The organism is Leucothrix pacifica, assembly GCF_003172875.1.
In the GTDB taxonomy this organism is placed as follows: Bacteria; Pseudomonadota; Gammaproteobacteria; order Thiotrichales; family Thiotrichaceae; genus Leucothrix; species Leucothrix pacifica.
In genome coordinates, this window is sequence record NZ_QGKM01000015.1 from 47,342 (window position 1) to 71,688 (window position 24,347).

Sequence of the window (24,347 nt, forward strand, 5' to 3'; positions counted from 1 at the left end):
AATTCCGAGTAAGGGCGGAGAATTCTTGATAAGGGGTTAGAGTGTTAAGTTGGTTGTGCTTGGAGGGCGTGGGCCACTTCGTCGGTAATCTATAGATTTTCTTATGTGTTGCGGCAGTTGCATGCTAGTGTTGCTGTATAAATACTACTCCTGAGCCGATTACCCCACGAGCTATGAGAGTGAATACGATAATAAATAATAATAAAAATATGGCCGTTTCCCCAGAATCTACATCTGTGTTGCTCAAGCAACCCGACACGAAGCTTAATATACTGAAGCAGCAGATTGCCCTGCAAAAAAGCGAGATAGAGCAGCTGGAAGCAAAGCTGGCACTCGCAGAGCGGGAAATAGATAAGCGAAGTCAGGATAAGATGGCGTTGTTGGGTAATATGAATCATGAAATTCGTACCCCCATGAACGGAATCATTGGTATGGCGGCTTTGCTAGCCGAATCCTCACTGACTCCAAAGCAACAACAACATACCAAAATCATTCTTGAGTCATCGCGTAGCTTATTTCAGGTACTGTCCGACACAATGGACTTGGCTGAGTTAGAAAATGGCCGCGTTTCCGTTGTGACTAATCATTTTAAATTTCTCGATTTTGTCAACAAAGTGCTTAATCAAATGGCTCCGCAGGCGGCAGCCAAGGGCGTTGAGCTAGTCTGTGCCATGTCCAAGGACATTCCTGAGGCCCTCAAGACGGACGAGCAGAAGCTCTCTAAGCTTCTTTGTGCATTAATCAGTGACGCAATAAAGCTAACCAAAAAACAACATATATTCATTCAGGCAGACCTGACAAACGCGAGAAATGACTGGGGCACTTTGCATTTTGAAATCAGTCATTGTGGCTTCGGCTCATCACAAAAGTACCTCGATAATATCGTGTCCGGTGCTGCGATTAAGAATCAGGAAAACGATTATGGCCAGCATGGTATTGGTACCAGTCTGGCTATTAGCCGTCACCTCGTTACATTATTAAGTGGTGATATCGGAGGAAAACGTGATGATCATTCTAATACCCATTGCTGGGTAGATATTCCAGTCAATTCACTCAAAGGAACGATTCCCCGGCAAAGCAATGCAGGGCATTGTGCCTATTTTCAGCTAGGAGATAATCTGTATCTGGAGCATCAGATACTGAGCCTAAATGGTAGCGTAGAGCGGATTGACTCCTTAGAAAGTCTGTTTAGCACTTACCAGAGGCGCAAGGATGATTTTAATAAGTTCATTGTAGATACAGATGGAATGTCTGATGAGCAGCTAAATCCCTTGATTGAATACCTGAAAGAGTCCGTTTCAGATGATAAAAGTTGGGTCATTATTCGCGCTGAAAATGATGCCCGGTTAGATCAGCTAACAGATTCAAAACTGAATGGCTGGAGTGAAATTAGTAAGCCATGGTCGCAGTTTAAACTAAAGCTAGCGGTGACAGGCAGATCAGCAGATGCGGACGATACAGAACATAATGAAACGTTATCTTCAGAGGCTAATAAAATTCATATCTTGTTAGTTGAAGATAATCGTGTGAACCAGATGGTCGCTAAGGCCTTACTGTCAAAGCTGGGCTATCAGGTAACTATTGCGAATGATGGTGTGGAGGCGATTGAAAAATACCTCAAGCATGATTTTGAGTTAGTTCTGATGGACATTCGCATGCCAAGAATGGACGGTGTCGAGGCAACTCAAGAGCTTAAAAAGATGATGAATAACACGGGACATCCAGTCCCGGTGATTGCATTAACCGCGAATGCCACTATCGGCGCAAAAGAAAAATACTTAGAACTTGGTCTTGATGACTATCTGCCCAAGCCTGTACAGGCACCACAACTCAGTCGAATTCTCAATAAATGGCTAGGTGCTGAGATTAATAGCTAGTCGTGATGGCTCAATATTCTTCGACATATCAGTCCATAGACAAATAGATAATATTATTTAAAAAAAATAATGATCCCGTATAGTGAGATGATATACCATATTGTGAAATAGGTATTAAATTTCAGGAGCGGGACATGACAAACAGAATTCAGCAAGGTGGCTTACAAATCGCAGAGTCACTGCACACATTAGTTGACCAACAAATCCTTCCGGGCACGGGTATTGACAGCGATACCTACTGGCAACGTTTCGAGGCAATCCTGGATGAATTAGCCCCGCAAAATAAAGCGCTGTTAGAAAAGCGCGACGCTATTCAGGCAAAAATGGATGGCTGGTATCAGGAAAACCCCGGACCTGTTAAGGACATGCAGCAATACAAAGCATTTCTGACAGAGATCGGTTATCTGGTAGAAGAGGGTGCTGAGTTTGATATCACCACCAGCAATGTCGATGCAGAAATAGCAACAGTGGCAGGCCCACAGTTGGTAGTGCCTGTAAACAATGCACGTTTTGCACTGAATGCGGCCAATGCGCGTTGGGGAAGCCTGTTTGATGCATTTTACGGTACCGATGCAATTTCAGAAGAAGACGGTGCTGAGAAAACCGCAGCGTTCAACACGGTACGTGGTACAAAAGTTATTGCGGAGTCACAAGCATTTCTGGACAGCGCAATCCCACTTACGACAGGCAGTCATAGCGATGTTGCTGAGTACACTCTCAAGGGCGACAGCACAAAATCGTTATTAGCAGTTTTGCAAAATGGTGAGACCGCAACGCTGAAAGCGCCTGAGCAATTAGTAGCTTATAAGGAAGAGGGTGCCGTCACAAAGCTGTTATTTGCGAATAACGGTTTGCATATTGAAATCAGTCTGGATCATGACTCGGCAGTAGGTAAATTACATCCTGCAGGCCTGACCGATGTGGTACTGGAGTCTGCCATGAGCACCATCATGGACTGTGAAGACTCGGTCGCGGCAGTGGATGCTGAAGACAAGACATTGGTCTACAGCAACTGGTTAGGTCTGATGAAAGGCGACCTTGCTGAAAGTTTTGAGAAAGGCGGCAAGCAATTGACCCGTACCATGAATAAGGACCGCAGCTACACCGCTGTCGATGGTAGTGATCTTACCCTGCACGGTCGCAGTTTGCTATTAGTGCGTAATGTTGGTCACTTGATGACGAATGATGCTGTATTGGATAAAGAAGGTAATGAAGTACCGGAAGGTATTCTTGACGCCATGGTTACAGCAGCTTGCTTCCTGCATGATGGCAAGAGCGACAACGGCATCTCGAATAGTCGTCAGGGCAGTATGTACATTGTTAAACCTAAGATGCATGGCCCCGAAGAGGTGGCGTTTGCCAATACAATCTTTACGCGTGTTGAAGAAGCCTTGGGCATGGCGGTAAATACCATGAAAATTGGTGTGATGGACGAAGAGCGTCGCACCACTGTGAATTTGAAGGAATGTATTCGTCAGGTTAAAGAGCGTATTGTATTTATCAATACAGGATTCCTTGACCGTACTGGTGATGAGATTCATACCAGCATGGAAGCAGGGCCGTTCTTACCAAAAGATGCCATTAAAGAGCAGCCGTGGATTGGTGCGTATGAGAACTGGAATGTTGATATCGGTTTAGAGTGTGGCTTTAGCGGTCATGCACAAATTGGTAAAGGTATGTGGGCAATGCCAGATGAAATGGCAGCCATGTTAACAGCGAAAATTGGCCATCCAACGTCCGGTGCAAACTGCGCATGGGTCCCATCACCAACAGCAGCAACGTTGCATGCAACTCACTATCATCAGGTGAATGTATTTGCCAAGCAGGAAGAGCTGGCAGGTCGTGATCGTGCGAATCTAGATGACATTCTGACTGTGCCGCAATTGGGTGATGTGTCATTGACGGCTGAACAGATTCAGGCAGAGTTAGATAATAATGCTCAGGGCTTGTTAGGCTATGTCGTGCGCTGGATTAATCAAGGCGTGGGTTGTTCAAAAGTTCCTGATATCAACAATGTTGGCCTCATGGAAGATCGTGCGACGCTGCGTATTTCAAGTCAGCATATCGCTAATTGGTTACGCCATGATATCCTCAACAAAGCACAAGTAATGGAAACATTGGAACGTATGGCCAAGGTGGTTGATGAGCAAAACGCAGGTGATGCAGCCTACATTCCAATGACGCCGGATACTGCTAACAGTATTGCATTCAAAGCCGCTTGTGACTTGATTTTTGATGGGACTGCGCAGCCCAATGGCTACACAGAACCACGTCTGCATGCACGTCGCCGGGAGTTCAAACAATCGCACGCTTAAACACAGACAGCAAAGCTAAAACAGGAGGCTCGGTTCAGTCACTGGACCGGGCTTTCCTGCTTTTGAATGAATTAGCCGCCTCTGATGCCGACCCCGGCATGAGTCTGGCAGAGTTGGCAGAGGCGTCATCGCTGGCCAACTCTACGGCACATCGCTTGCTAGTTAGTATGAAGCATCTTGGCTATGTGGAATATGATGAGGGTAGTGGCTTGTGGAGCATTGGTATCAAAGCTTTCTCAGTGGGTAATGCTTATCTTAGAAAACGAGACTTTGTGGCACAGGCACGTCCGTATATGCGCGAACTGGTGTTCGAAGTAGGCGAAACGTCCAATATTGCCATTCTTAAAGGCGATCGCCATGTATTTGTCGGTCAAGTCGAGTGCAAAGAAGTCATGCGCATGGTGGTACAGATCGGTAGTGAAGGGCACGTTCACGCAGCAGGTGTTGGCAAAACATTACTGTCTGTGTTGCCTGAAAATGAAGTGTTGGCGATTATTGAGAGTACGGGACTGCCAAAGCTGTCGGACAAAACCATCACCACCAAACAAGCCTTTTTGAAAGAACTAAAGAAAGTCAGAGAGTGTGGTTATGCGCTGGATGACGAAGAACAAACACCGGGCTTACGTTGTATTGCCAGTAATATCTACGATGAGTATGGAGAGGCTGTTGCAGCCGTATCAATCTCGGGACCGTCGGTTAGAATTCCTGATGAGCGTATCGCTGAAATTGCGGAGCAAGTCATGAAAAAAGCGAAGGCAATCACCCATGCGATCGGTGGGGTTCATCCCCGTAGCTGATAGTCATCAGGCCACGGGAATGAGAACAGCAGATTAGTCCTGACGCTGAGTCACTTCTAATAAGTGGTAGCCGAACTGAGTCTTTACCGGACCCTGAACCGTGCCAACTTCAGCACTGAATACTACTTTGTCAAATTCAGGAACCATCTGACCCGGACCAAATGTCCCTAAGTCGCCGCCGTTGCGGCTAGATGGACAGCTTGAGTGTTCTTTGGCAACTGCGCCAAAGTCAGCGCCGCCTTCGATTTCTTGCTTTAGTTTCAGGCATGCTTCTTCTGAAGAAACGAGGATATGACGCGCATTTGCACTAGCCATAGTAAAATCCTTACAAGGGTTTAAAAACGTGCAAACTAACCGCTTTTTGAAGATCATGCAAGTTACCGGATTTACAAGCTTGCTATGCTGATTTGTTAGGATATAGTGGACGGTTGAAGTATCCCTCAATATAAGGAGTTATTCATGGCGACAATCACACTGCAAGGCAATCCAATCAACACCAACGGTGATTTACCGGCAGTTGGTGCAACGGCTCCTGACTTCACACTGACCAATGGCGAGTTAGCTGAAGTGAGTCTGAGCGACTTTGATGGTAAAAAGAAGGTTCTGAATATCTTCCCAAGTATCGACACGGGCATTTGTGCTTTATCCACTAAAGCATTTAATGAAGCGGCTAAGAGTCATCCTGACACAATGTTCCTGACAGTATCTGCGGATCTTCCGTTTGCATTGGGCCGTTTTTGTGGTGCAGAAGGTTTAGAGACTGTACAGCCTCTGTCCATGATGAAAAACCGCCAATTCGCAGAAGATTATGGTGTCAGCATCGTTGATGGCCCGCTGGCAAGTCTCGCAGCGCGTGCGGTGGTGATTTTGAATGAGAAAAACGAAATTATTTACACTGAGCTAGTTCCTGAAATCGCCCAAGAGCCTGACTACAATAGTGCGATAGCAGCGCTTTAGTTGAGCTGGCAGGCTAAGCGTGATTGCTTGACGATTAGCCTGCTTGTACCAACCCCTGATTCACTAAAACCTCAGAACATATACACACATAATAGTTAAAAATACTGCCGATTGGTGTGGTAGATACCATGATTTTATTACACAGAACCATCGAGTTTTTACTGTATCCTCCCGGCAATCTGCTGCTGTTCTTACTGTTGGGTCTACTGTTTTACAAATATCGAAAAATACGTATAACGCTTGCTTTTGTTGCAGTTACTCAGCTGTTATTGTTTAGTCTTCCGGTAGTGTCTAATGCTTTGATGGCATCCCTGGAAAATCAATACCCACCGCAAAAAACACTTTGGAAACAACAGACCGCTCAAGCCATCGTGGTGCTGGGTGGTGGACGAAATGATCGTGCTATCGAATACGGTGGGATTACCGTCAGTAGTGCAGAAATGGATCGCCTGCGTTATGCCGCCTTACTTCACCGAAAAACGGGCGCGCCAATCTTACTAACCGGTGGTGATCCCATCGAGAGCGGTATCAGTGAAGCACAGTTAATGCAGCAGGTTCTCAAAGATGAGTTAGGCGTTTCTGCAAGGTGGATTGAAGGCAACAGTCACACCACGTGGGAAAACGCCGTCTACAGTGACAAAATGCTTCAGGCCGATGGCATTGAAACTGCCTGGCTGGTCACACATGCCTGGCATATGCCTCGGAGCATGCAGGTGTTTGAGGGGCGCTCTGTAAAATATCTCGCCGCGTCACACTCTTATGGCGCAGGTTCATGGGATAAGTTGTGGTTTAAGTGGATGCCACAAGCCAGCGCACTAGGCACTAGCAATGTGGCGTTGCATGAATGGTTAGGCTATCTCTGGTATAAAATTAAATGACGGTACTGGGCTAAGCTTCCATTCGGCCGAAAAACATGCCGTATGCAGGTAGTACACATTCACCATTCAACCACTCACTACCAAAGAACTCACTATTGAGTGCTTCAATATCAGTCAAGCCGGTGTCAAAATGAAAAACACTGTTCTCTAGATGGAACACGCAGAGTAACTTTTCCTGTTGGTATTCACGCACAAAAGCTAGTACCCCTTCTGGTGCATCGAGAAAGCGAATAGTCCCTTTGAGTAGAGCAGGGTATTGTTTTCTCCAATGCAGGAAATGTCGGGTGCGTTGCAATACTGCTCCTTCGCCTTGTTGTTCGCTTACAGCCAGTGCTAAATGTTCCTCAGGCACGGGCAACCAACTTTGTTCAGCAGAAGAAAACCCTCCTAGATGCTCATCCTTTTGCCATGGCATTGGTGTACGGCAGCCATCACGTCCTTTATAACCTGGCCAGAAGCGGATACCGAATGGGTCTTGCAGGTCTTCAAAAGCGACTTCGGCCTCTGGTAAACCTAGCTCCTCACCCTGATACAAACAGGCCGTGCCACCCAGACATGTCGACAGCGCAGTGAGCATAGGAGCGGCTTCACGGTCAACCCCCCAGCGACTGATGACACGTTCAACATCATGATTGCTGAATGCCCAACACGGCCAGCCAGAGCCTATGTGTTGAATAGTTCGTTCAACGACTGAACGCAAGTGCGCTGCATTAAAGGTGTTTGTCATAAAGTCAAAGCTATACGCTTTATGCAATCGCTTACCTTCCTCGGTATAAGCAGCCACAGTCTGGTACATATCAACAGTAGCCCCCAGTTCGCCTACCGATGTGACTGCTGGATATTCATCTAAAACTTTGCGAAAACGCTCCATAAATCCCAGCGTTTCCGGACGGGAAATATTATATTTTGGCTCCTGCATAGAGTAGGGGTTCACGGGATCAACACCATTGACTACCATTCCCTCTGCGACGGGAGGATTGTCGCGTAGCTCTGCATCATGAAAATACATATTAGCAGTATCCAGACGGAAGCCATCAACTCCCAAGTCGAGCCAAAACCGGACAACATCTAATAGAGCATCCTGTACATCGGGGTTATGAAAGTTCAGATCAGGCTGACAGGTCAGAAAGTTGTGCATAAAGTACTGACGGCGTACTGAGTCCCATTCCCATGCTGATCCACCAAAAATTGATAGCCAGTTAGTTGGCGGTGAACCGTCAGGTTTAGGATCTTCCCAGACATACCAGTCCGCTTTTTCATTATCACGTGACTGCCGGCTGGTTTTGTACCACTCATGCTGATCAGAGGTGTGTGATAGTACCAAGTCAATCAACACTCTAATGCCTAGTGAGTGTGCTTTTTCCAGTAGCGTCGCAAAGTCACTGTGAGAGCCAAACATTGGATCGATGCCACGATAGTCAGAAACATCGTAACCAAAATCTTTCATGGGTGAGGTAAAAAATGGCGATATCCAAATGGCATCCACACCCAGCTCGGCAAGGTAATCCAACTTTTGGGTGATACCCGCCAGATCACCAATACCATCGCCATTGGTATCCAGATAGGAGCAAGGGTAGATTTGGTAGATTACGGCACCGCGCCACCAGTCACTGTCTCCCCCCAACTGTCGATTGTCCCTAATATCTTGTTTGCTTTGCCTGTTTGGCATCTATGGCTCCTTTAAACTCACTTTCAGTTAGAAAATCACAGCACAAAACAAAGCGCTTTGGATAACTGTAGATCTCTATAATTCTTCAAAAATGTAACCGATTTTTGAGCAGATAACGTTACTGAGTTAATCATCTAATTTACGAAGAGTACAATAAAGATTTTCCCTCTGAAAATAACTGAATCTTCGACGGATTCGCTGACAGACGCATTGTATTATTGCGTACATTGCGATGGATGCCCGGCAACTTTGCAATGATAGGATTATCACCCTCTGTTGGCTTGGTAAAATACACTTGCGTTACCTCACCTAGTGCCTCAGATATTTCAATAGTGCCTTCAAAAGCATAGTTCTCTGAGTCGGTAGGCAGCATATCCTCTGGTCGAATACCCACATTCACAGCAATACCTTGTTGGTTAGACTGAGTGGGAATATTCGCTTCAATGACGCCGCCACCTGCATGGACTTTAACTTTAGTCACCTCTCCTGTTTCTACTATTTCTCCTGGCATCAGGTTCATTGCCGGAGAACCGATAAACTGAGCAACAAACTCATTTTCAGGGCGTTCATACAAGTCCAGGGGGCTTCCCACCTGTGCAATTCCTTTGTTCGCCAAAACCACAATACGTGTCGCTAACGTCATTGCTTCAACCTGATCATGCGTCACATAGATCATTGTGGAATTAGGCATAGTTTCTTTAAGTTGGGCAATTTCAATACGGGTGGCCACCCGCAGTGCTGCATCAAGATTCGATAATGGTTCATCAAACAGATACACTTTGGGATCTCGCACGATCGAGCGTCCAATGGCAACCCTCTGCCGCTGTCCTCCGGATAGCGCTTTAGGCAATCGGTCAAGATACTCATCCAGTTGAAGAATCTTAGCGGCTTTACTAACAGCTGTATCTATTTCTTTAGGTGTTTTCTTTGCCAGTTTCAGTGCAAAGGACATATTCTCACGCACGGTCATGTGAGGATACAAGGCATAGGACTGGAATACCATTGCAATCCCACGTTGTGCCGGTGGCACATTATTCATGTGCTCTCCGTCAATATAAAAATCACCTTCAGTGATCGTTTCCAATCCTGCAATCATCCGCAATAGCGTTGATTTACCACAACCAGACGGGCCAACAAATACAATCAGCTCGCCTGTTTCAATATCAAGATTAATATCCTTAAGTACATTAATCTTGCTACCATATGTTTTTCCAACATTAGTAAGTTTCAGATCTGCCATGAGTGACTTTCCTTCATCCAATTCGTTTTGTGTATGCGATAGGTAAAAGTTTTGAATACCTGCCACTTATTTGACTGAGCCAGCCAGTAAGCCACGCACAAGATATTTTTGCATCATAAAGAACATCAGTATCGGTACGGCAATTGAGACAAATGCCGAAGTAGCCAGTATTTCCCAATTTCCTCCCCGCGTACCCAGCAATTCAACGATTTGCTTGGTCATTACAGTGGTTTCCCCAGTTGAATCAATCAGAAATACCATGGCGACTAATAGGTCATTCCACGTCCATAAAAACTGAAAAATAGCAAAGGAAGCTAACGCGGGGAAAGACAGGGGCAGAATGATTTTGACGAAAATCTGAAAGTCTGTCGCACCATCCACTCGGGCATTTTCAATAATATCCTTTGGCAATCCCACCATATAATTACGCAATAAATAGATAGCCAGCGGGAGTCCAAACCCAGTGTGAGCGAGCCACACACCGATATAGCCTTTACCCAAACCAATTTCATTGTGAAGCTTCAAAAGAGGGATTAAAGCAAGTTGTAATGGTACAACCAGTAATCCCACTACCGCAGCGATGAGTAAAGCCCTACCTGGAAAGTCCATCCATGCCAACGCATAAGCGGCAAAGGCTGCAATGAGAATCGGGATAACTGTTGCAGGGATGGTTACCGTTAATGTATTAAAGAATGCTTTTGCCATTCCCTCCCTGTTATCTTCAAGTAAAACATTTCTATAGTTTTCGGTAGTAAATTCGGGTGGCGATTCAGCGGTAACAAATATGCGTTGTCCACGTTTACCAGTGAATGGCTCTGTATTTGCCATACGGTAATCACCATTAGGTTGCTCCTTTTTTCAGCTCAGCGGTATCAGTGGCGTTATAGCGACTGATTTCACGTGAACTGGTACCCCAGACGGAAATAATGGCACCACTTTCCTTTGTAAATAGGTTTCCCTCAATGACAAATTGGCCATCTTTTTCGACCTGTTTTGTAGGAGGGTCGGTACGCAACGTGAAATTTTGTACGGATGGCGTTAGAGAGTTCCACCAACCACTGCTCGCAATTTGGTCCGATGTGCGAAAGGAAGATACCAGTAGTCCCACAGTAGGGAATAACCAAAGCAAAACAAGCATCAATAAGGAAATATGTACTGCCCAGGTCAGGCCCGATTTTTTACCAACAATATTGTCCATTACTGCATCTCCTTACGAGCGTTGTACACATTCCAGATAAGAATGGGCATGACTAACAGCATTATGATCATGGCACTAGCGGAACCCACGCCCCAATCATGTGAGCGGAATAACTTGTCATACATATAATTCGCTAATACTTGGGTCTCCCATTGTCCATTGGTCATTGCGAATACAATATCGAAGACTTTTAATACGGTAATAGTGATTGTTGTCCAGACGACTACGATAGTACCCATGATTTGCGGCACCTTAATCTTAAAGAACACCTGAAATGGACTAGCCCCATCAATGATAGCTGCTTCAACCGTTTCCTCCGGAATACCTCGCAGGGCAGCAGATAGAATAACCATTGCAAAGCCTGTTTGGATCCAGACCAAGACAATCATCAATAGAATGTTGTTCCAGAATGGGATGGTTAACCAGTTGTTCGGAGAGTCGCCACCAAAGAAAATATATAACGCGTTGAGCACACCAATCTGGTCTTGATCAATTGGACGTGCGTCATAAACCAGTTTCCATATAACGGCTGCACCAACAAAAGAAATTGCCATTGGCATAAAAATTAACGATTTAGCGAGATTGCCCCAGAAAACCCTATCTGAGAGTTGAGCAGCAAGTAAGCCAAATGCCGTTGAAAGTGCAGGCACGATCAGTAACCAAAGCATGTTATTTTTTAGTGCTTCCCAAAACTTGGGTTCATCAAGCATCTGCTCGTAATTATCCAAGCCAACAAAGGCCGATCCACCATCAGGAAGTCGTTCAGTCAGTGACAGACGTAAGGTTTCTACTACGGGGTAGGCTAGGTACACGCCCAGCGCTAATAGAGCCGGTAGTAAAAATAACCAAGGACGAATGATATTTGCTCGATTAATATTCTTGCCAGCATTAGGCCCACTAGCAGGAAACAATACTTTATCTAGAAACTGGTTGGAAAAATAAAAATAGCCTACGCAACCACCCACACCAATAATAATGGTCAAGAGACCTTGAAGTGCTGGATTCATATTAACCCCTCCTTAGTATATAAAACAAAGGGCATCTTGCGGTGTTGTAAGCTGCCCTTCTTTTTTTAGGATTTAGGGCGGAGTTACTTTTTCAAAGCATCCCAGCTATCCTGAATGGCTTTACTGACTTCAGCAGCATCTTTACCGCCAGCATAATCAACCATACCTGTCCAGAAGCTACCAGCACCTACACCACCTGGCATGAGGTCTGATCCATCAAAACGGAATGTGGTCGCATTCAACAAGATATCTCCCATGCCACGCAATGTGTCATCTGCATACATTTTTGGATTAACCCCTTTGAATGGTGTAAGGAACCCTTTTTGTGCCATCCATACTTCGTGCGCGATAGGTGACTTCAAGAATTCAACCAAGGCTCTTGCAGCAGGGCTGTCTTTAGTAATGGTGAATAAAGTACCTGCGCCTAATACTGGTTTACCAAGGTCTTTATCAGCATACGACGGGAAGTAGAAGAAGTCTGCATCCGCGCCAATTTCTGTTCCCTCAGGGAAGAATGCGGGGATGAAGGAAGCCTGACGATGCATATAGCACTGTGGAGGTGATGAGAAAAGACCTTTAGGGCTGTCACGGAAATCTGTTGAAGCGACTGAACCAGCGCCGCCAGCAACATATTTATCGTTACGGGCAAATGCACCGAACTCTTCAATTGCAGCAACAACTCGCTCATCAGTAAACGAAATTTCATTGCTAACCCATTGGTCGTAAACCTCAGGCGGTTGGGTACGCAGCATCATATCCTCAACCCAGTCAGTTGCTGGCCAGCCTGTTGCTCCACCGGAACCCAGACCAATACACCAAGGTTTGCCTCCGTCTTTGGCAATTTGATCAGTGAGTTTTTTCAGATCTTCCATTGACTCAGGTACTTCGTACCCAGCGTCTTCAAAGTTCTCTGGCGAGTACCAAACGAGTGACTTCACATCGACTTTAAAGAAGAATCCGTATAAATCCTTTTCACCTTTTGAGTTAGCGAAAGTAGCAAGATCAACCCAAGACTGACCTGCTGCATAGTTTTCTTTAACCCAGTCTGCTGTTTCAGAGCCCAGCGGTGTCAGAAAACCACGTTTTGCCATATCAGCTGCTAAGCCAGGCTGTGGGAATACCGCTATATTAGGCGCTGAGCCAGCTTCAGCATCAATCATGATTTGTTGCTCAAAGCTGTCTGAGCCAACGTATTTGACGTCAGCGTTACTCGCCTTTGCGAAATAAGACAGTACATTCTCAAATACTTTTTGATCTGGCCCAAGCCATGGTCCGAAGACGGTGACTTGTTCACCTTTCAGGTCAGTCTTTTTTAGGGCTTCGTAGCTTTCCCAGTTAAAGTCACCTTCACCAGGTTTAAATGGCATTTCACCGGCAGCAATCGCTGCTCCTGTGAATGTAGAAGCCGCAAATAGAGCCGCAGCTATCGCGGGCTTAAGATGTAAATTCATAATATCTCCTCATAATGACAAAGCACAAATCAAAAAATCAAAGCGCTTTGACGGTTATTGTAGTTAAGGCTATTTTAGAATGCAATGAATTAGTCGCTTAAATTTTTAGTGCACCGTATGGTCTGCTGCTTGACACGTTTCCTGCAATAATAATGTATTTACTGTGCTTGTTAGGTAATTTGAAGTAAAGAACTATTATCGTTAAGGTACAAAAAATGAAAATGGTTCTCACTACCTTGTTAATTTGAAATCCTTCAGTTATATTGAGAATACCTTGGATATTCAAAGCGCTTTGAGAAAAGATCCTACATGAACCTAAAACAGCTTGCCGACCATTTAAAACTATCGCCCACCACCGTGAGCCGTGCGTTAAATGGCTATCCGGAAGTTAGTGAAAAAACGCGCAATCGGGTGCTAGCTGCCGCAGAAGCCAATCACTACCACCCCAGCCATCACGCTACTCGCTTGGCTAAGGGTAAGGCTCATGTCATTGCTCATGTCGTTCCTTTATCTGTCCACACCATGATCAACCCACACTTTTCAGACTTTATTGCAGGCGCCGGACTAACCTATGCAAAGGCTGGCTACGACATGATCTTGCGTGTGGTCATGGAGAGTGAAGAAGAGGCGGTTTATCGTAGCTTTGCCAAAGACGGCAGGGTAGATGGCGTTATCGTTCATGGTCCACGTGTTGGTGATACACGAATCGCGCTACTTCAGGATCTCGGCTTACCCTTTGTGGTTCACGGTAGAACGATGGCGGATGATGCTGACTACAGCTGGCTGGATGTGAACAACTTCAGAGCTTTTGAACGGGCGACCAATTTCTTATTAGACCTTGGGCATCAAAAAATCGCACTGGTAAACGGTTTTGAAGATATGGTGTTTGCCGCCAGACGTCGTGACGGCTATCTCAAAGCACTAAAAGATGCCGGTATTCCTATCGATCCGGAGATTATGTTTAGTAGTGAAATGGTCGAGCCACAAGGTTACCAGGCGCTGAAAAAAGTTTTAAAGCAGGCCAAGGCACCCACTGCAATCTTGTTATCCAGTATTCTTCCGGCACTGGGTGCAGTACGAGCCATTCATGAGGCAGGCTTAGTGCCGGGTAAAGATGTATCGCTGGTGGTCTTCGATGACCAACTTTCTTTCTTACAAAACAGTGGTGACATACCGATGTTCACATCGCTAAGGTCATCCATTCACGACGCAGGAACACGCGTTGCTGAAATGCTCCTTTCAAAAATCAATCAACCAGACTCCGGTTTCTGCCATGAATTGTGGGAGGCTGAGTTTGTACTTGGCTCCTCAACAGCACGGCCACCACAAGCCTGAGTGCTATTCACTGAGTAAATTAAAATGACAATCGATTTCACACGAAAAGACTTCCCTGAGGGGTTCGAGTTTGGTGTTGCGACCTCTGCCTATCAAATAGAAGGCAGCGACTTTGGCGGCTGTGGCCGTTCACAATGGGATGACTTTGCCGCCACACCGGGCAATGTGGTTCGTGGTGAAAACGGCGCAATCGCCTGCGACCATTACCATAAATGGGCGGAAGATTTTGACCTGATCAAAGACTGTGGCTTGGATTCCTATCGTTTTTCTACCTCATGGGCGCGCGTAATGCCTGAAGGCAGAGGGCAGGTAAATCAACAAGGTCTGGACTACTACGACCGCTTAGTAGACGGCTTACTGGAGCGCGATATAAAACCCTACGCATGTCTTTATCACTGGGAATTACCGAGTGCCATTCTGGACATGGGTGGCTGGCGTAATCGTGATATCGCGGATTGGTTTGCTGACTTTGCCGAAGTCATTATGGGTCGTATCGGAGACCGTTTACACGCTGCCGCCACCTTTAACGAGCCGTGGTGTATCGCATGGCTCAGTCATTTCTTAGGTCATCACGCACCGGGCGTCAGAGACGTCAGGGCCGCTACCCGTGCCATGCATCACGTACTGCTGGCTCACGGTAAAGCGATTCAAACTATGCGCGGTTTAGGTATGGATAATTTAGGCGTAGTCATGAACTTTGAATACGCCAGTCCGGTGGATGACACACCACAAGCGCAAGAATCCGCCAAGCTTTACGACGGCATTTACAATCGCTGGTTCTTAGGCGGCGTGTTTAACAAGGCATATCCGGAAGACGTGGTGGCTGAGATTGGTCAGCACCTTCCAGATAACTATCAGGATGATTTTGAGACTATCGCCGCGCCAGTGGATTGGCTGGGCGTGAACTACTACACCCGTAAGGTCATCGCACCCAATGACAGCGGACAGTTCCCATATCACGATGAGATTGAAGGGCCATTGCCTAAAACTGCGATGGAGTGGGAAGTCTACCCGCAAGGATTGCATCACTTCTTAACGTGGGCAGACCGCGAATACACCAAAGGTTTACCGATCTATGTGACTGAAAACGGCATGGCTTCTTATGATGAGGTTGAAGATGGCGAAGTTGCTGATCCGGTGCGGATTGATTATCTGAATCAGCATGTTGCGGCAGTGAAGCAGGCGATTGCAGATGGCTCGCCAGTGAAGGGGTATTTTGTCTGGTCGCTGCTGGATAATTATGAATGGGCGCTGGGCTATGACAAGCGATTTGGGCTGGTGCATGTGGATTTTGAGAGCTTGGAGAGGACGCCTAAGGGGTCTTATTTGGGGTTGAAGGAGGCGTTGGTGAAGTAGTCGCTGGCGACGGAAGCAGAGAAATTCTAAACTACATAGTTAGATAACAAACGGCCTGAGTTTTTACTCGGGCTTTTTCGTTTTTGCCTTGCATATCATCCTTGTGTGTTTGTTACGAATAGGTACTGAACAAGTGCGGTCAACTCACTAGCGTGAAGTTGTAATAAGGGGTAAATATTGAACTAATATGTTATAAAAGCAGCTTAACTTAATATGAATGGGGTGGATATGAGTATACCGTTAGCTAAAGTGTTGGATGCACTTAAAAGTGACTTGAAAAAAGCACAAAAAAACAGTGACCCTAAGAACCCATTGATAATCGAAGACATTGAGGTTGAGTTACAAACTGTAGTTACTTGGGGCGTTGACGGAAAAGGCGAAGCAACAGGTAAGGTTGATCTTAAAGTTTTGGACTTTTTAAAACTTGGTGAAGCGGAGGCAAAATTGAATGCCAACGGTAAGTGGGAAAAAGCTTCAACACAAAAAATAAAGTTGAAACTGTCGGCTGCCAGCTTGAATGAAGAAACGGGTAAATTAGAAAAAACACAAGTATCGGATACGACAGAAAATGAGCCTGAAATCTGAACTGGTTGGTTTATTAGTAAGCCCCGTTAGTGGTGCTTTTGAAAAAGGTACGGCTTATCCTACACGCGATGGTGTTGCCATTACTGCTGCTCATGTTATACCTGATATTCAGAACTACAATGAGAAGCAAGATAAAGTCAGTTACATCCTTTGGCCAACCGAAAAAGGCAATAAAAGCTTTATCCAGCGTATATTGTTTCCTGTGACAGATGCAGATTTTGACTCTGGGCTAGATGTAGCAGTTATAGAGTGCAGTACTCCAGTAGATCTTAGTGCAGTAGTACTTTGTAAAAATACACCTGACTACCCAGAGCTTTGGCATAGCTTTGGCTATCCACGGGCGGCAGAAAAGCCTGAGTTAGATAAACATCATCAAAAAGCTGCTGCTGGGAACTATCTCTCAAAAGTTCACAATCAATCTTTTCAAGAGTTGGAAACCGAAAGCTTTGCAACTGATGATGTTTGGTGGAAAGGGATGTCAGGCGCACCCGTTTTCAAGGCGAATAGCAGTCACCTTACAGGGGTTTTTATTGAAGGCTCACCTGTTTATAAAAAAGAGGGAGAAGCCTCGCAACAAATTTTCAATGGATTATTGAAAGCTGCATCAATTGCCCATTTGTTGGATAACCCAAACTTTGCAGAAGCTGTTTACGGAAAAGAGTATTCAGAATATCAACAAGAGCATGAGAAAAAACTACGCGATATTTGGGACGCTACACCAGCATTTAAAGCTAAACTCCCAAGTTGTGATGATGTCTTGGCTCAACTCAAAATAAACCCTGTTAAATGCATTCAAGATTTAAAGAAACAATGTAAAGGTCTTAACCTTGCTGAGTGTAAAAATGAAGTCGAGTCGCTCTTTTATTTACTTCTTAGCCAAGTTGATATGTCTTGCAGTTGGCAAGGAAAGCACTTCCACGAATTAGAAGTGAGTACACGCTTATTGGCAGAGTTGTCAGTTGCTAAGTTATATGGTGTCGAGCCTAAGTTTGAACAGACGGATCAACTAGTGGGGCAGCACGTCATACCTGCATCACAAAAAGAACTTGGCTTTGACTTTGAAGACGCAGCAGAAGATCAAGCTAATAGCGTTGCTTATGCAATCTATAAAAAATGGGGTAACGAAGGTTTATCAAAAAACAGTCTGAAAAATTCTCCCCAGCACTATGACGAAGTCAATGAACAGTTATTATTATCAAGAGAAGATGACGGTGCGGTCTATCGCTTTGAGTTAAACGAAAAAAGCGAGGAGGCTCAAAATCATGCCTTGATGGATGAAAAAGTCCGCAAGTATATCCATGAAAAGTTATTACCCGATTTGCCTATTGTCTTGTATGACCGATCACCAGAGTCAGTTTTCCCTGATGAAGGAAAGCTACAAACTCACGTACGCTCCTTTGTAAAACAAATTATCTTGGCTTGATTTATGAGTAACTATTCCAAAGAAACTTTCGACCTAAAATACCCACACAAAGTAACTCTCGAACCAACAGGCTCGTGGACACAAAAACACTACTTACTAGACAAAAAATCCGCCTACGCGTTACAAATGGCACTCGCAACGAACCGTCCGCTGCTAGTAAAAGGCGAGCCGGGTTTAGGTAAAAGCTACCTTGCCTTAGCAGCTGCAGAATTACTAAACCGTGCTTTCATCGCTGAGGTAATAAACAGCCATACCGAAGGCCAAGAGTTACTTTGGAAAGACGATCCAATCCAACGCCTAAGTGATGCTCAAGCAAAAATCAAAACAGGCGATGATTTACATCCAAAACGCTACATAAGCCCGAGTGTGCTGTGGTGGACATTTGATTGGGCTAACGCTGCAACACAATATGAACAATTGCATCATAAAGTTTATAAACCCGTCTGTGGGCATGCAAAAAACCGCAAAAATGGACTTGTCGTATTAATCGACGAGATCGATAAAGCAGACCCATCATTGCCAAACAGTTTACTCGAAGTGCTAGGAAATAACGGTTTTGATGTTCCGCTGGCAAAAGTCAACGTCGGTCATCAAGGTATTGCGCCGCTTGTGATTATCACGACTAATGATGAACGTGAATTGCCGCCTGCATTTGTTCGTCGCTGCTTGGTTTTGCACTTAAAAATCCCTGATGGCACAAGCGATGATGGAAAAGATGAGTTAATCGAATGGCTAAAAGCACGTGTGCGTGTACATATCACGAAGGATCAGTGTAGCGATATTGTGCTGGATGAAGCCGCGAAACAGCTAAAAGAAGACCGGGAAAAAGCAGAAAGCCAAGGCATGATAAAAGCAGGACTTTCAGAGTATATCGACTTGATTACCGCCTTAGTTGAAATGACTGAAGCAGGTGATAACCGAGAGACTGAACAACTCAAACTACTAGAAGAAATCAAGGAGTTCAGCCTACGTAAGGCGGATGCATGAAGCTACAATCGCAAGTCAGTCGTGCGCAGTTATTAAGGGCTTGGAAAGAAAGCTCCGATGCTGAGTTGCGTGCTGACATCGCTGAGTTATTTGGTTACGAAGCATCTGAGAAATATCTGGGTGACTTGGATAAAGAGGATCATGAAGAGTCTCTGCCAAAAGAGAACGGGGGCGAAATCGACGAGCTAGCGCCCCTGCCATCTAAGAAATTAGACCCACCAAAACCCAGACCACAAGTCAGTTACTACTATTTAGCTGACCGTCAACGTTATGCAACCGAAGTTGAGGCTCAGCAAGAAACACCGCAAATATTTGATAGTGTAAAGACACTGAGTCGTGAAGAACTAAACAATTATTGGAAGTCTGAACCGCAAGATCCAACAGAGCCTGCACCGCTTACTCAAACAAGAACGCTGACGCCTTTTGTGCGTAAACAACTACGTCAAGCGGTAGGTCGTAATTTGGATGTGAAAACCTTGGTTAGACAGGTTGCTAAACAAAGGCCACTAAAAGAATTACCCACACAACCGCGCTTACTACCAGCGGGTCGTGTAACGGTGATTGCTGACTTAAATGACCGCTTGCTGCCTTTTTGGGGTGACATACGTGATGCTTGTGAGTTGATTAAGCAAAAGCATGGAAAAATCGGCTTAGATATACGAGTGCTGGCAAGGGATGAAGCTGCGTGTGACTATTATGCTTATGACGACTGGGAGCAACGAAAACTCAAAACGCAGGCCTGGAAAAAGATACACGCTCAAAGCATGGTTTTCATTCTTAGTGATTTAGGGCAATTAGCCGATCAAAGCAGTGTGATTCGTCGGCGTTGGTTACAGTTTGTTGTCACGTTAAACCGACGTGGAATCACACCTATTGTCTTGGCTCCAATCGCTGCTGCAAAACAGTGTCCAAAGCTACAAGCCAGAACACAGCTCATACTGTGGCAACGTTTCGGTCAACTCAACTCACGGCAAGTTCGTGGGGATATCTCAAAACATCAAGAAAAAGTGGAGCGAGTACTCGCTTTTCTTTCCTTATCACCTCATATAGAACCAGAGCTATTACGTTCGCTGTGCGAGCTATTGGGAGCGCAAGAAGGGCAAAGTGGTATCGAAGCAGATGTCTACCTACACCCTGATGTGCAATGGGGTTATACGGCAATCACACTTCGAACAGAGAGACGTGAGCATTACCAAGCGCAGTTTGCAAAACAACCTCAAGCGCTTAAAAAGCAGGTACTGGATTGTATTGGTCAGCACCACGCTTCACAGTTTGCCTCTGTTTGGGCGGAGTCTATTTTAAATGCCGAAAAGCTGATGCAGGTTGATCAGGCAAGAGTGGATGAGGCTGAAGCACTCATGATGAGCTTGGCTAAAGGCTATAACGAAGACCGTGACCATGACGGCATGATGCGCTTTGCCCGCCGTCATTTGTCACGTATGAGTGAGGCGCAGCTTGAAGACAAAAAGAGCAGCTACACTGCTGCTTTGTATTACTTGGCAAACCGTAAAGAGATAGATCAGGGGCACGCTGTTGAAAGTGAATACACGAACAAAACAGAAATCATTAACCAGTTAATGAAGCAGTCAGCACCAAAAAGGGAACTGGCTTTAAGGCAAGTTGGTTCTAAGTTATTTTTGGGTGATGAGGCCAAGCTCAAAGGTCAGTCGTTAACCGAGTTTACAACGGTACAAAACAGCATTTTAGCGAATGGACAGAACACGCCCTTACTCGCAGGAAAGGCCGTGACGCTAGTTGGTGGCTCGAAGCACGAAGGCTTACTCGATAAGCTTCACCTAGACACGGGGCAAGAACACCTAATCATTCGTTCGTTGATAAAACCAAGTTGGGCAAGTGAAATCACTATGCGAGATGGTGTGCCTATTACTGTACTGATTTTTGAAGGCAATTCGTATGAAATGCGTCCAGAGTGGCAAGATGAAAAGCTCAAGTGGCAGCCGGTAGAAGAGACTGAAAAGGTTGGTACTGATGAGTTTGGTTTGTTTGCAGAGTTTACTGTAAAAGGGGTGACGCAACGCCTTCGCTATATCGAGCCGACGACTTTTATGATGGGATCGCCTGAGAATGAAGATGGTCGTTACAACAACGAAGACTTGCATCAGGTCACGTTGTCCCAAGGCTATTGGTTAGCAGATACCGCTTGTACTCAAGAGTTATGGCAGACAGTGACGGGTGACAATCCATCAGAGTTTAAAGATGACTCACAAAACCCTGTAGTGCAAGTGAGTTGGTTAGATACACAGCGTTTCATTCAACAGTTAAAACAACTAACCCCGGAGCTTCTGGCTCATTTACCTACCGAGGCCCAGTGGGAGAATGCTTGCCGTGCAGGAACTGCGACGCCATTCTCTTTTGACGATGATATTAGCGTTGACCGCGTGAACTATCGTGATACATGGGAGCTAGAAAAAGAAGGTGAGGGTTTTAAGTGGGGCAAGGATGCTAAACAAAAAACGGCTCGCATAAAGTCTTATGCCCCGAATGACTGGGGACTTTATGAAATGCATGGCAATGTATTTGAGTGGTGTTTTGATGAGTGGCAAGAAAATTTAGGTAATAGCTCGGTTATTGACCCCGTGACTGCTCGCTTTTCTAGCGCGGTAGCGCAAGAAAAACAGGCAGACAAAACAGGACAGTACGGTGGTTTCTACGATAGCGCTTTATTAACTAATGCAGAAGAGGTTGGCGTGCAACGCGTGCTGCGTGGTGGCTCGTGGTACGGTCACGGCTGGAGCTGCCGCTCTGCTATCCGTTACCGGAACGACGCGTCTAACCGCGTCAGGTTCTTCGGCTTCCGTATTGCTGTAGGTCTTTGAGCTACCGAACAGGGCGGTTTTGCGTAGCAAGACAGCAACGGCAGTCGGTAGATGTAGCGAGCAGACAGAGCGAAACACAGCGCGTCGCGGAGCAGCGCAGGGTTTGGGTCAGGCTGGGAGAGGTCAGTTAATTTTTTTAATAGTGCTGAGGTGTGCCTTGGCCATATCCTGATGACGGTGCGATTACGCATCTCAAGGCAATGCTTAAGAAAGTTGAGTCAACCGAAACTTATATGTGGGGAATAGTGAATCTTTAGCTCAGTTTCGATGTGGTTGAATTTGCCATTTGAGTATTTTTGATATAATTTATACTCATGCCAATATTTGAATACGATGAAGCAAAAAGTCAGATTAACTTTGACAAACACGGTATCAACTTTGTTGATGCTCAAGAGCTTTGGGAGGATGCAGCGTATATCGAGATTCAGGCAAATTCAGAAACAGAACCACGTTTCCTGATTATCGGACGCATAAATGAAAAACATTGGTCTGCGGTAATCACCTATCGCGATGAATCCATTCGTATCATTTCTGTTCGTCGTTCAAGAAAGAAGGAGGTAAAACTATATGAAAGCTGATGAGTTTGATAAAAAATTTGATGACGATGACGAAGACATAATCGATGACTTAAAACTGTCAACGATTCGACGGCCTAATCTGGAACAAAAGCGCATCAATGTAGACTTTCCTAGCTGGGTAGTCGAGTCATTGGATCGTGAAGCGGCACGTATTGGTGTGACCAGACAGTCGATCATTAAAGTTTGGTTGGTAGAACGGTTGAAAGCAGAGGGCTCGGCAAGCTTTTGAAATTGAGGTTGACTTAAAGTTGGCTCGTCAAAGTAATACACCAAAAATAAAAGCACTCCAAATCCCTCTCTACCACATGCGGGGCGGCACTTCGACCGGCGTCATTCTCAACAAACACGACCTTCCGGCTGATGAAGAGTCACACGACAATATACTGCGTAAAATCATGGGCGTCCCTGAGTCCGGCCACTCAGACCAAAGCCAGATCACTGGCTTAGGACGTGGTGCGCCAACCAGCAACAAGCTATTTATCATCGAGGTAGTCGACAGAGAAAACCGCAAAGTAAATAGCACATTAGCACAGTTCGCCGCCGGTAAATCTGACATCGACTGGAGCGGCTCAGAAAGCTTTGGGTATTGGTTGGTCTGAAAATGAAACTGAAAAACCGTCAAGGTCATTTGATGTCTCAGTCAGAGCTTGAGCACAGCGAGACGATTCCCAAAATTTGCATGGTGTCACCAGCGACTCATGCGGGGGATATCAGCACTCGTTATTTTATGCCGCAAAAACCACATGGCTCATTGGCGGTATCAGGTGGCGGTTGTTTGGCAGCTGCGTGCACTTTAGAGGGCACGGTTGCATATAAACAGCTCGGTGATGTGGCTCGTTTGAAAGTTGCTGAAGGGCGCTATCAGGTCGCGATTGAGAACCCCGCAGGTGTGCTTGATATCGAGTTGTTGATGGGGGTGATCATATCGATAGCGTGAGATATACAAGAAATGCGCAGGTGCTTGTGAAAGGAGAATCGGTTATTTACAGTGGACTTTAGCGTCTATACTTATGGCTATCTAAAACGAGATGAGTGCTGCTTGTGAAAGTCGAAAATATAGATACTGATCTGGGCAATAAAATCCTTGAAGACCTCAAGCAACAAGGCTGGAAGCTAGGCGCTCAGTACAGCCCGCTGGCATTCGACAAGGGCATCGATTTCGATAGTTACACACTCAAAAAAGATCAATCAAAACTGTATCTGGAATGGACTAATTGGTTTGAATGGGAAATCCACGGCAGCAAGCAAGACCTCGATCAACTCGCTGAGAAGTATGAATTGGCAAAAATCGTCCCGAGCGATTTAGTTAAAAAATGGTTCGGTGATCAATTCACCAAGCTCCACCCATTACTCCAGAAACTGCACACAGATGGTGGCACGCTCACGGGCGATGTGGATATTCATTACGGCAAAGGGTTGGCCGGTGTAATTGGTCGTAGACTGGCTAAGAAAATGAAGCTGCCAGAAGCGGGTACGCACCAGCTTGCGGTGACGATTTCGCATGATAGTGCAGGCTTGCATTGGGGGCGTTGTTTTAACCAGTATTCCTATATCGAGTCGCTGTTTGAGCCGGTGGGTGTTATCACTCATGGCTATTGGATTGAGGCCACCGGCCCGTTAACCATGAAGTTGACGGTAGATGTCAAAGACGGCGGTTGGTATTGGCGGTGTTTGAGTATTCGTTTTATGGGGCTGCCGGTGCCGCGCTGGCTGGTGCCTAAGACGACTGCATACAAGGTAATCGAGGATGACCAGTACCGTTTTCACGTTGAATTTTCATTGCCTATGCTGGGCTCTTTAGTGCGTTATCAAGGTTTACTCAGCGCCCAAAGTGACTAAAATACAAGTCTCATTTCC

General features: G+C 45.6%; 23 protein-coding genes. 16 read left to right on the forward strand and 7 right to left on the reverse strand.

All coding sequences use genetic code 11. From position 1 onward, the window contains the following. Positions 1-209 precede the first annotated feature (209 nt). The 3 genes from DKW60_RS07740 to DKW60_RS07750 all read left to right on the forward strand — a co-directional run bounded on the left by DKW60_RS07740 (position 210) and on the right by DKW60_RS07750 (position 4,989). Entirely contained in the window at positions 210-1,877 is a 1,668-nt protein-coding gene (locus DKW60_RS07740) for a response regulator (protein ID WP_181389621.1), read from the forward strand. Between the two features lie 134 nt (positions 1,878-2,011). Further along, on the forward strand, positions 2,012-4,192 hold the full coding sequence (locus DKW60_RS07745; RefSeq protein WP_109837086.1) for a malate synthase G: 2,181 nt from the start codon (positions 2,012-2,014) through the stop codon (positions 4,190-4,192). Positions 4,193-4,233: 41 nt separating this feature from the next. Further along, positions 4,234-4,989, forward strand: coding sequence for an IclR family transcriptional regulator (locus DKW60_RS07750; protein WP_281271830.1), 756 nt, complete (start codon positions 4,234-4,236; stop codon positions 4,987-4,989). Between the two features lie 33 nt (positions 4,990-5,022). Here the strand turns inward: DKW60_RS07750 and DKW60_RS07755 are convergent, their stop codons facing one another. Beyond that, complete coding sequence (locus DKW60_RS07755; protein WP_109837087.1) at positions 5,023-5,304, reverse strand: peptidylprolyl isomerase; 282 nt, start codon at positions 5,302-5,304, stop codon at positions 5,023-5,025. Positions 5,305-5,448: 144 nt separating this feature from the next. Between DKW60_RS07755 and tpx the strand changes: the two genes are divergently transcribed. Next, positions 5,449-5,946, forward strand: a complete 498-nt coding sequence (gene tpx, locus DKW60_RS07760) for a thiol peroxidase (RefSeq protein ID WP_109837088.1) — start codon at positions 5,449-5,451, stop codon at positions 5,944-5,946. Positions 5,947-6,074: 128 nt separating this feature from the next. Beyond that, the gene (locus tag DKW60_RS07765) at positions 6,075-6,824 is read left to right on the forward strand and encodes a YdcF family protein (protein ID WP_109837089.1); all 750 of its coding nucleotides are present in this window, start codon (positions 6,075-6,077) and stop codon (positions 6,822-6,824) included. 10 nt (positions 6,825-6,834) lie between these two features. Here the strand turns inward: DKW60_RS07765 and DKW60_RS07770 are convergent, their stop codons facing one another. The 6 genes from DKW60_RS07770 to DKW60_RS07790 form a co-directional block, all read right to left on the reverse strand. Then, the gene (locus tag DKW60_RS07770) at positions 6,835-8,493 is read right to left on the reverse strand and encodes an alpha-glucosidase (protein WP_109837090.1); all 1,659 of its coding nucleotides are present in this window, start codon (positions 8,491-8,493) and stop codon (positions 6,835-6,837) included. Between the two features lie 139 nt (positions 8,494-8,632). Continuing rightward, a complete protein-coding gene (locus DKW60_RS07775) occupies positions 8,633-9,733 on the reverse strand; it encodes an ABC transporter ATP-binding protein (RefSeq protein WP_109837091.1) in 1,101 nt (366 codons plus the stop codon). A 66-nt stretch (positions 9,734-9,799) separates the two neighbouring features. After that, complete coding sequence (locus DKW60_RS07780; RefSeq protein WP_219988666.1) at positions 9,800-10,561, reverse strand: carbohydrate ABC transporter permease; 762 nt, start codon at positions 10,559-10,561, stop codon at positions 9,800-9,802. A 13-nt stretch (positions 10,562-10,574) separates the two neighbouring features. After that, a complete protein-coding gene (locus DKW60_RS23960) occupies positions 10,575-10,931 on the reverse strand; it encodes a hypothetical protein (RefSeq protein WP_219988667.1) in 357 nt (118 codons plus the stop codon). Continuing rightward, the gene (locus DKW60_RS07785) at positions 10,931-11,938 is read right to left on the reverse strand and encodes a carbohydrate ABC transporter permease (RefSeq protein WP_109837092.1); all 1,008 of its coding nucleotides are present in this window, start codon (positions 11,936-11,938) and stop codon (positions 10,931-10,933) included. The genes DKW60_RS23960 and DKW60_RS07785 overlap by 1 nt, the downstream gene beginning before the upstream one ends. Positions 11,939-12,021: 83 nt before the next feature. After that, positions 12,022-13,389, reverse strand: coding sequence for an ABC transporter substrate-binding protein (locus tag DKW60_RS07790; RefSeq protein WP_109837093.1), 1,368 nt, complete (start codon positions 13,387-13,389; stop codon positions 12,022-12,024). A 309-nt stretch (positions 13,390-13,698) separates the two neighbouring features. Between DKW60_RS07790 and DKW60_RS07795 the strand changes: the two genes are divergently transcribed. From DKW60_RS07795 to DKW60_RS23630, 11 genes are all read left to right on the forward strand, one after another. Next, complete coding sequence (locus DKW60_RS07795) at positions 13,699-14,724, forward strand: substrate-binding domain-containing protein (RefSeq protein ID WP_109837094.1); 1,026 nt, start codon at positions 13,699-13,701, stop codon at positions 14,722-14,724. A gap of 24 nt (positions 14,725-14,748) precedes the next feature. Next, positions 14,749-16,080, forward strand: a complete 1,332-nt coding sequence (locus tag DKW60_RS07800) for a GH1 family beta-glucosidase (RefSeq protein ID WP_109837095.1) — start codon at positions 14,749-14,751, stop codon at positions 16,078-16,080. A gap of 213 nt (positions 16,081-16,293) precedes the next feature. Beyond that, a complete protein-coding gene (locus DKW60_RS07805) occupies positions 16,294-16,665 on the forward strand; it encodes a trypco2 family protein (RefSeq protein WP_146203449.1) in 372 nt (123 codons plus the stop codon). Then, entirely contained in the window at positions 16,649-18,088 is a 1,440-nt protein-coding gene (locus tag DKW60_RS07810) for a S1 family peptidase (RefSeq protein WP_109837097.1), read from the forward strand. Before DKW60_RS07805 ends, DKW60_RS07810 begins: the two co-directional genes overlap by 17 nt. 3 nt (positions 18,089-18,091) lie before the next feature. Beyond that, positions 18,092-19,075: an AAA family ATPase gene (locus tag DKW60_RS07815; RefSeq protein ID WP_109837098.1), complete on the forward strand. Its 984-nt coding sequence runs from the start codon at positions 18,092-18,094 to the stop codon at positions 19,073-19,075. Continuing rightward, positions 19,072-21,912: a formylglycine-generating enzyme family protein gene (locus DKW60_RS24280; RefSeq protein ID WP_245929628.1), complete on the forward strand. Its 2,841-nt coding sequence runs from the start codon at positions 19,072-19,074 to the stop codon at positions 21,910-21,912. Before DKW60_RS07815 ends, DKW60_RS24280 begins: the two co-directional genes overlap by 4 nt. Before the next feature lie 314 nt (positions 21,913-22,226). After that, positions 22,227-22,490, forward strand: a complete 264-nt coding sequence (locus DKW60_RS07825) for a BrnT family toxin (protein ID WP_109837099.1) — start codon at positions 22,227-22,229, stop codon at positions 22,488-22,490. Next, positions 22,480-22,719, forward strand: a complete 240-nt coding sequence (gene brnA, locus DKW60_RS07830) for a type II toxin-antitoxin system BrnA family antitoxin (protein ID WP_109837100.1) — start codon at positions 22,480-22,482, stop codon at positions 22,717-22,719. The genes DKW60_RS07825 and brnA overlap by 11 nt, the downstream gene beginning before the upstream one ends. A gap of 19 nt (positions 22,720-22,738) precedes the next feature. Next, the gene (locus DKW60_RS23965) at positions 22,739-23,089 is read left to right on the forward strand and encodes a PrpF domain-containing protein (RefSeq protein WP_219988668.1); all 351 of its coding nucleotides are present in this window, start codon (positions 22,739-22,741) and stop codon (positions 23,087-23,089) included. Positions 23,090-23,091: 2 nt separating this feature from the next. Next, positions 23,092-23,427 (forward strand): PrpF domain-containing protein, encoded by a 336-nt coding sequence (locus tag DKW60_RS23970; RefSeq protein ID WP_219988669.1) that lies wholly within the window; start codon positions 23,092-23,094, stop codon positions 23,425-23,427. A gap of 104 nt (positions 23,428-23,531) precedes the next feature. Further along, positions 23,532-24,329 (forward strand): DUF4166 domain-containing protein, encoded by a 798-nt coding sequence (locus DKW60_RS23630; protein ID WP_181389622.1) that lies wholly within the window; start codon positions 23,532-23,534, stop codon positions 24,327-24,329. Positions 24,330-24,347: the final 18 nt, after the last annotated feature.

Coding starts and splice junctions, on each gene's coding strand:
- DKW60_RS07740 (WP_181389621.1), top strand. CDS start 210: ATGGCCGTTTCCCCAGAATCTACATCTGTGTTGCTCAAGCAACCCGAC.
- DKW60_RS07745 (WP_109837086.1), top strand. CDS start 2,012: ATGACAAACAGAATTCAGCAAGGTGGCTTACAAATCGCAGAGTCACTG.
- DKW60_RS07755 (WP_109837087.1), bottom strand. CDS start 5,304: ATGGCTAGTGCAAATGCGCGTCATATCCTCGTTTCTTCAGAAGAAGCA.
- tpx (WP_109837088.1), top strand. CDS start 5,449: ATGGCGACAATCACACTGCAAGGCAATCCAATCAACACCAACGGTGAT.
- DKW60_RS07765 (WP_109837089.1), top strand. CDS start 6,075: ATGATTTTATTACACAGAACCATCGAGTTTTTACTGTATCCTCCCGGC.
- DKW60_RS07770 (WP_109837090.1), bottom strand. CDS start 8,493: ATGCCAAACAGGCAAAGCAAACAAGATATTAGGGACAATCGACAGTTG.
- DKW60_RS07775 (WP_109837091.1), bottom strand. CDS start 9,733: ATGGCAGATCTGAAACTTACTAATGTTGGAAAAACATATGGTAGCAAG.
- DKW60_RS07780 (WP_219988666.1), bottom strand. CDS start 10,561: ATGGCAAATACAGAGCCATTCACTGGTAAACGTGGACAACGCATATTT.
- DKW60_RS23960 (WP_219988667.1), bottom strand. CDS start 10,931: ATGGACAATATTGTTGGTAAAAAATCGGGCCTGACCTGGGCAGTACAT.
- DKW60_RS07785 (WP_109837092.1), bottom strand. CDS start 11,938: ATGAATCCAGCACTTCAAGGTCTCTTGACCATTATTATTGGTGTGGGT.
- DKW60_RS07790 (WP_109837093.1), bottom strand. CDS start 13,389: ATGAATTTACATCTTAAGCCCGCGATAGCTGCGGCTCTATTTGCGGCT.
- DKW60_RS07795 (WP_109837094.1), top strand. CDS start 13,699: ATGAACCTAAAACAGCTTGCCGACCATTTAAAACTATCGCCCACCACC.
- DKW60_RS07800 (WP_109837095.1), top strand. CDS start 14,749: ATGACAATCGATTTCACACGAAAAGACTTCCCTGAGGGGTTCGAGTTT.
- DKW60_RS07805 (WP_146203449.1), top strand. CDS start 16,294: ATGAATGGGGTGGATATGAGTATACCGTTAGCTAAAGTGTTGGATGCA.
- DKW60_RS07810 (WP_109837097.1), top strand. CDS start 16,649: ATGAGCCTGAAATCTGAACTGGTTGGTTTATTAGTAAGCCCCGTTAGT.
- DKW60_RS07815 (WP_109837098.1), top strand. CDS start 18,092: ATGAGTAACTATTCCAAAGAAACTTTCGACCTAAAATACCCACACAAA.
- DKW60_RS24280 (WP_245929628.1), top strand. CDS start 19,072: ATGAAGCTACAATCGCAAGTCAGTCGTGCGCAGTTATTAAGGGCTTGG.
- DKW60_RS07825 (WP_109837099.1), top strand. CDS start 22,227: ATGCCAATATTTGAATACGATGAAGCAAAAAGTCAGATTAACTTTGAC.
- brnA (WP_109837100.1), top strand. CDS start 22,480: ATGAAAGCTGATGAGTTTGATAAAAAATTTGATGACGATGACGAAGAC.
- DKW60_RS23970 (WP_219988669.1), top strand. CDS start 23,092: ATGAAACTGAAAAACCGTCAAGGTCATTTGATGTCTCAGTCAGAGCTT.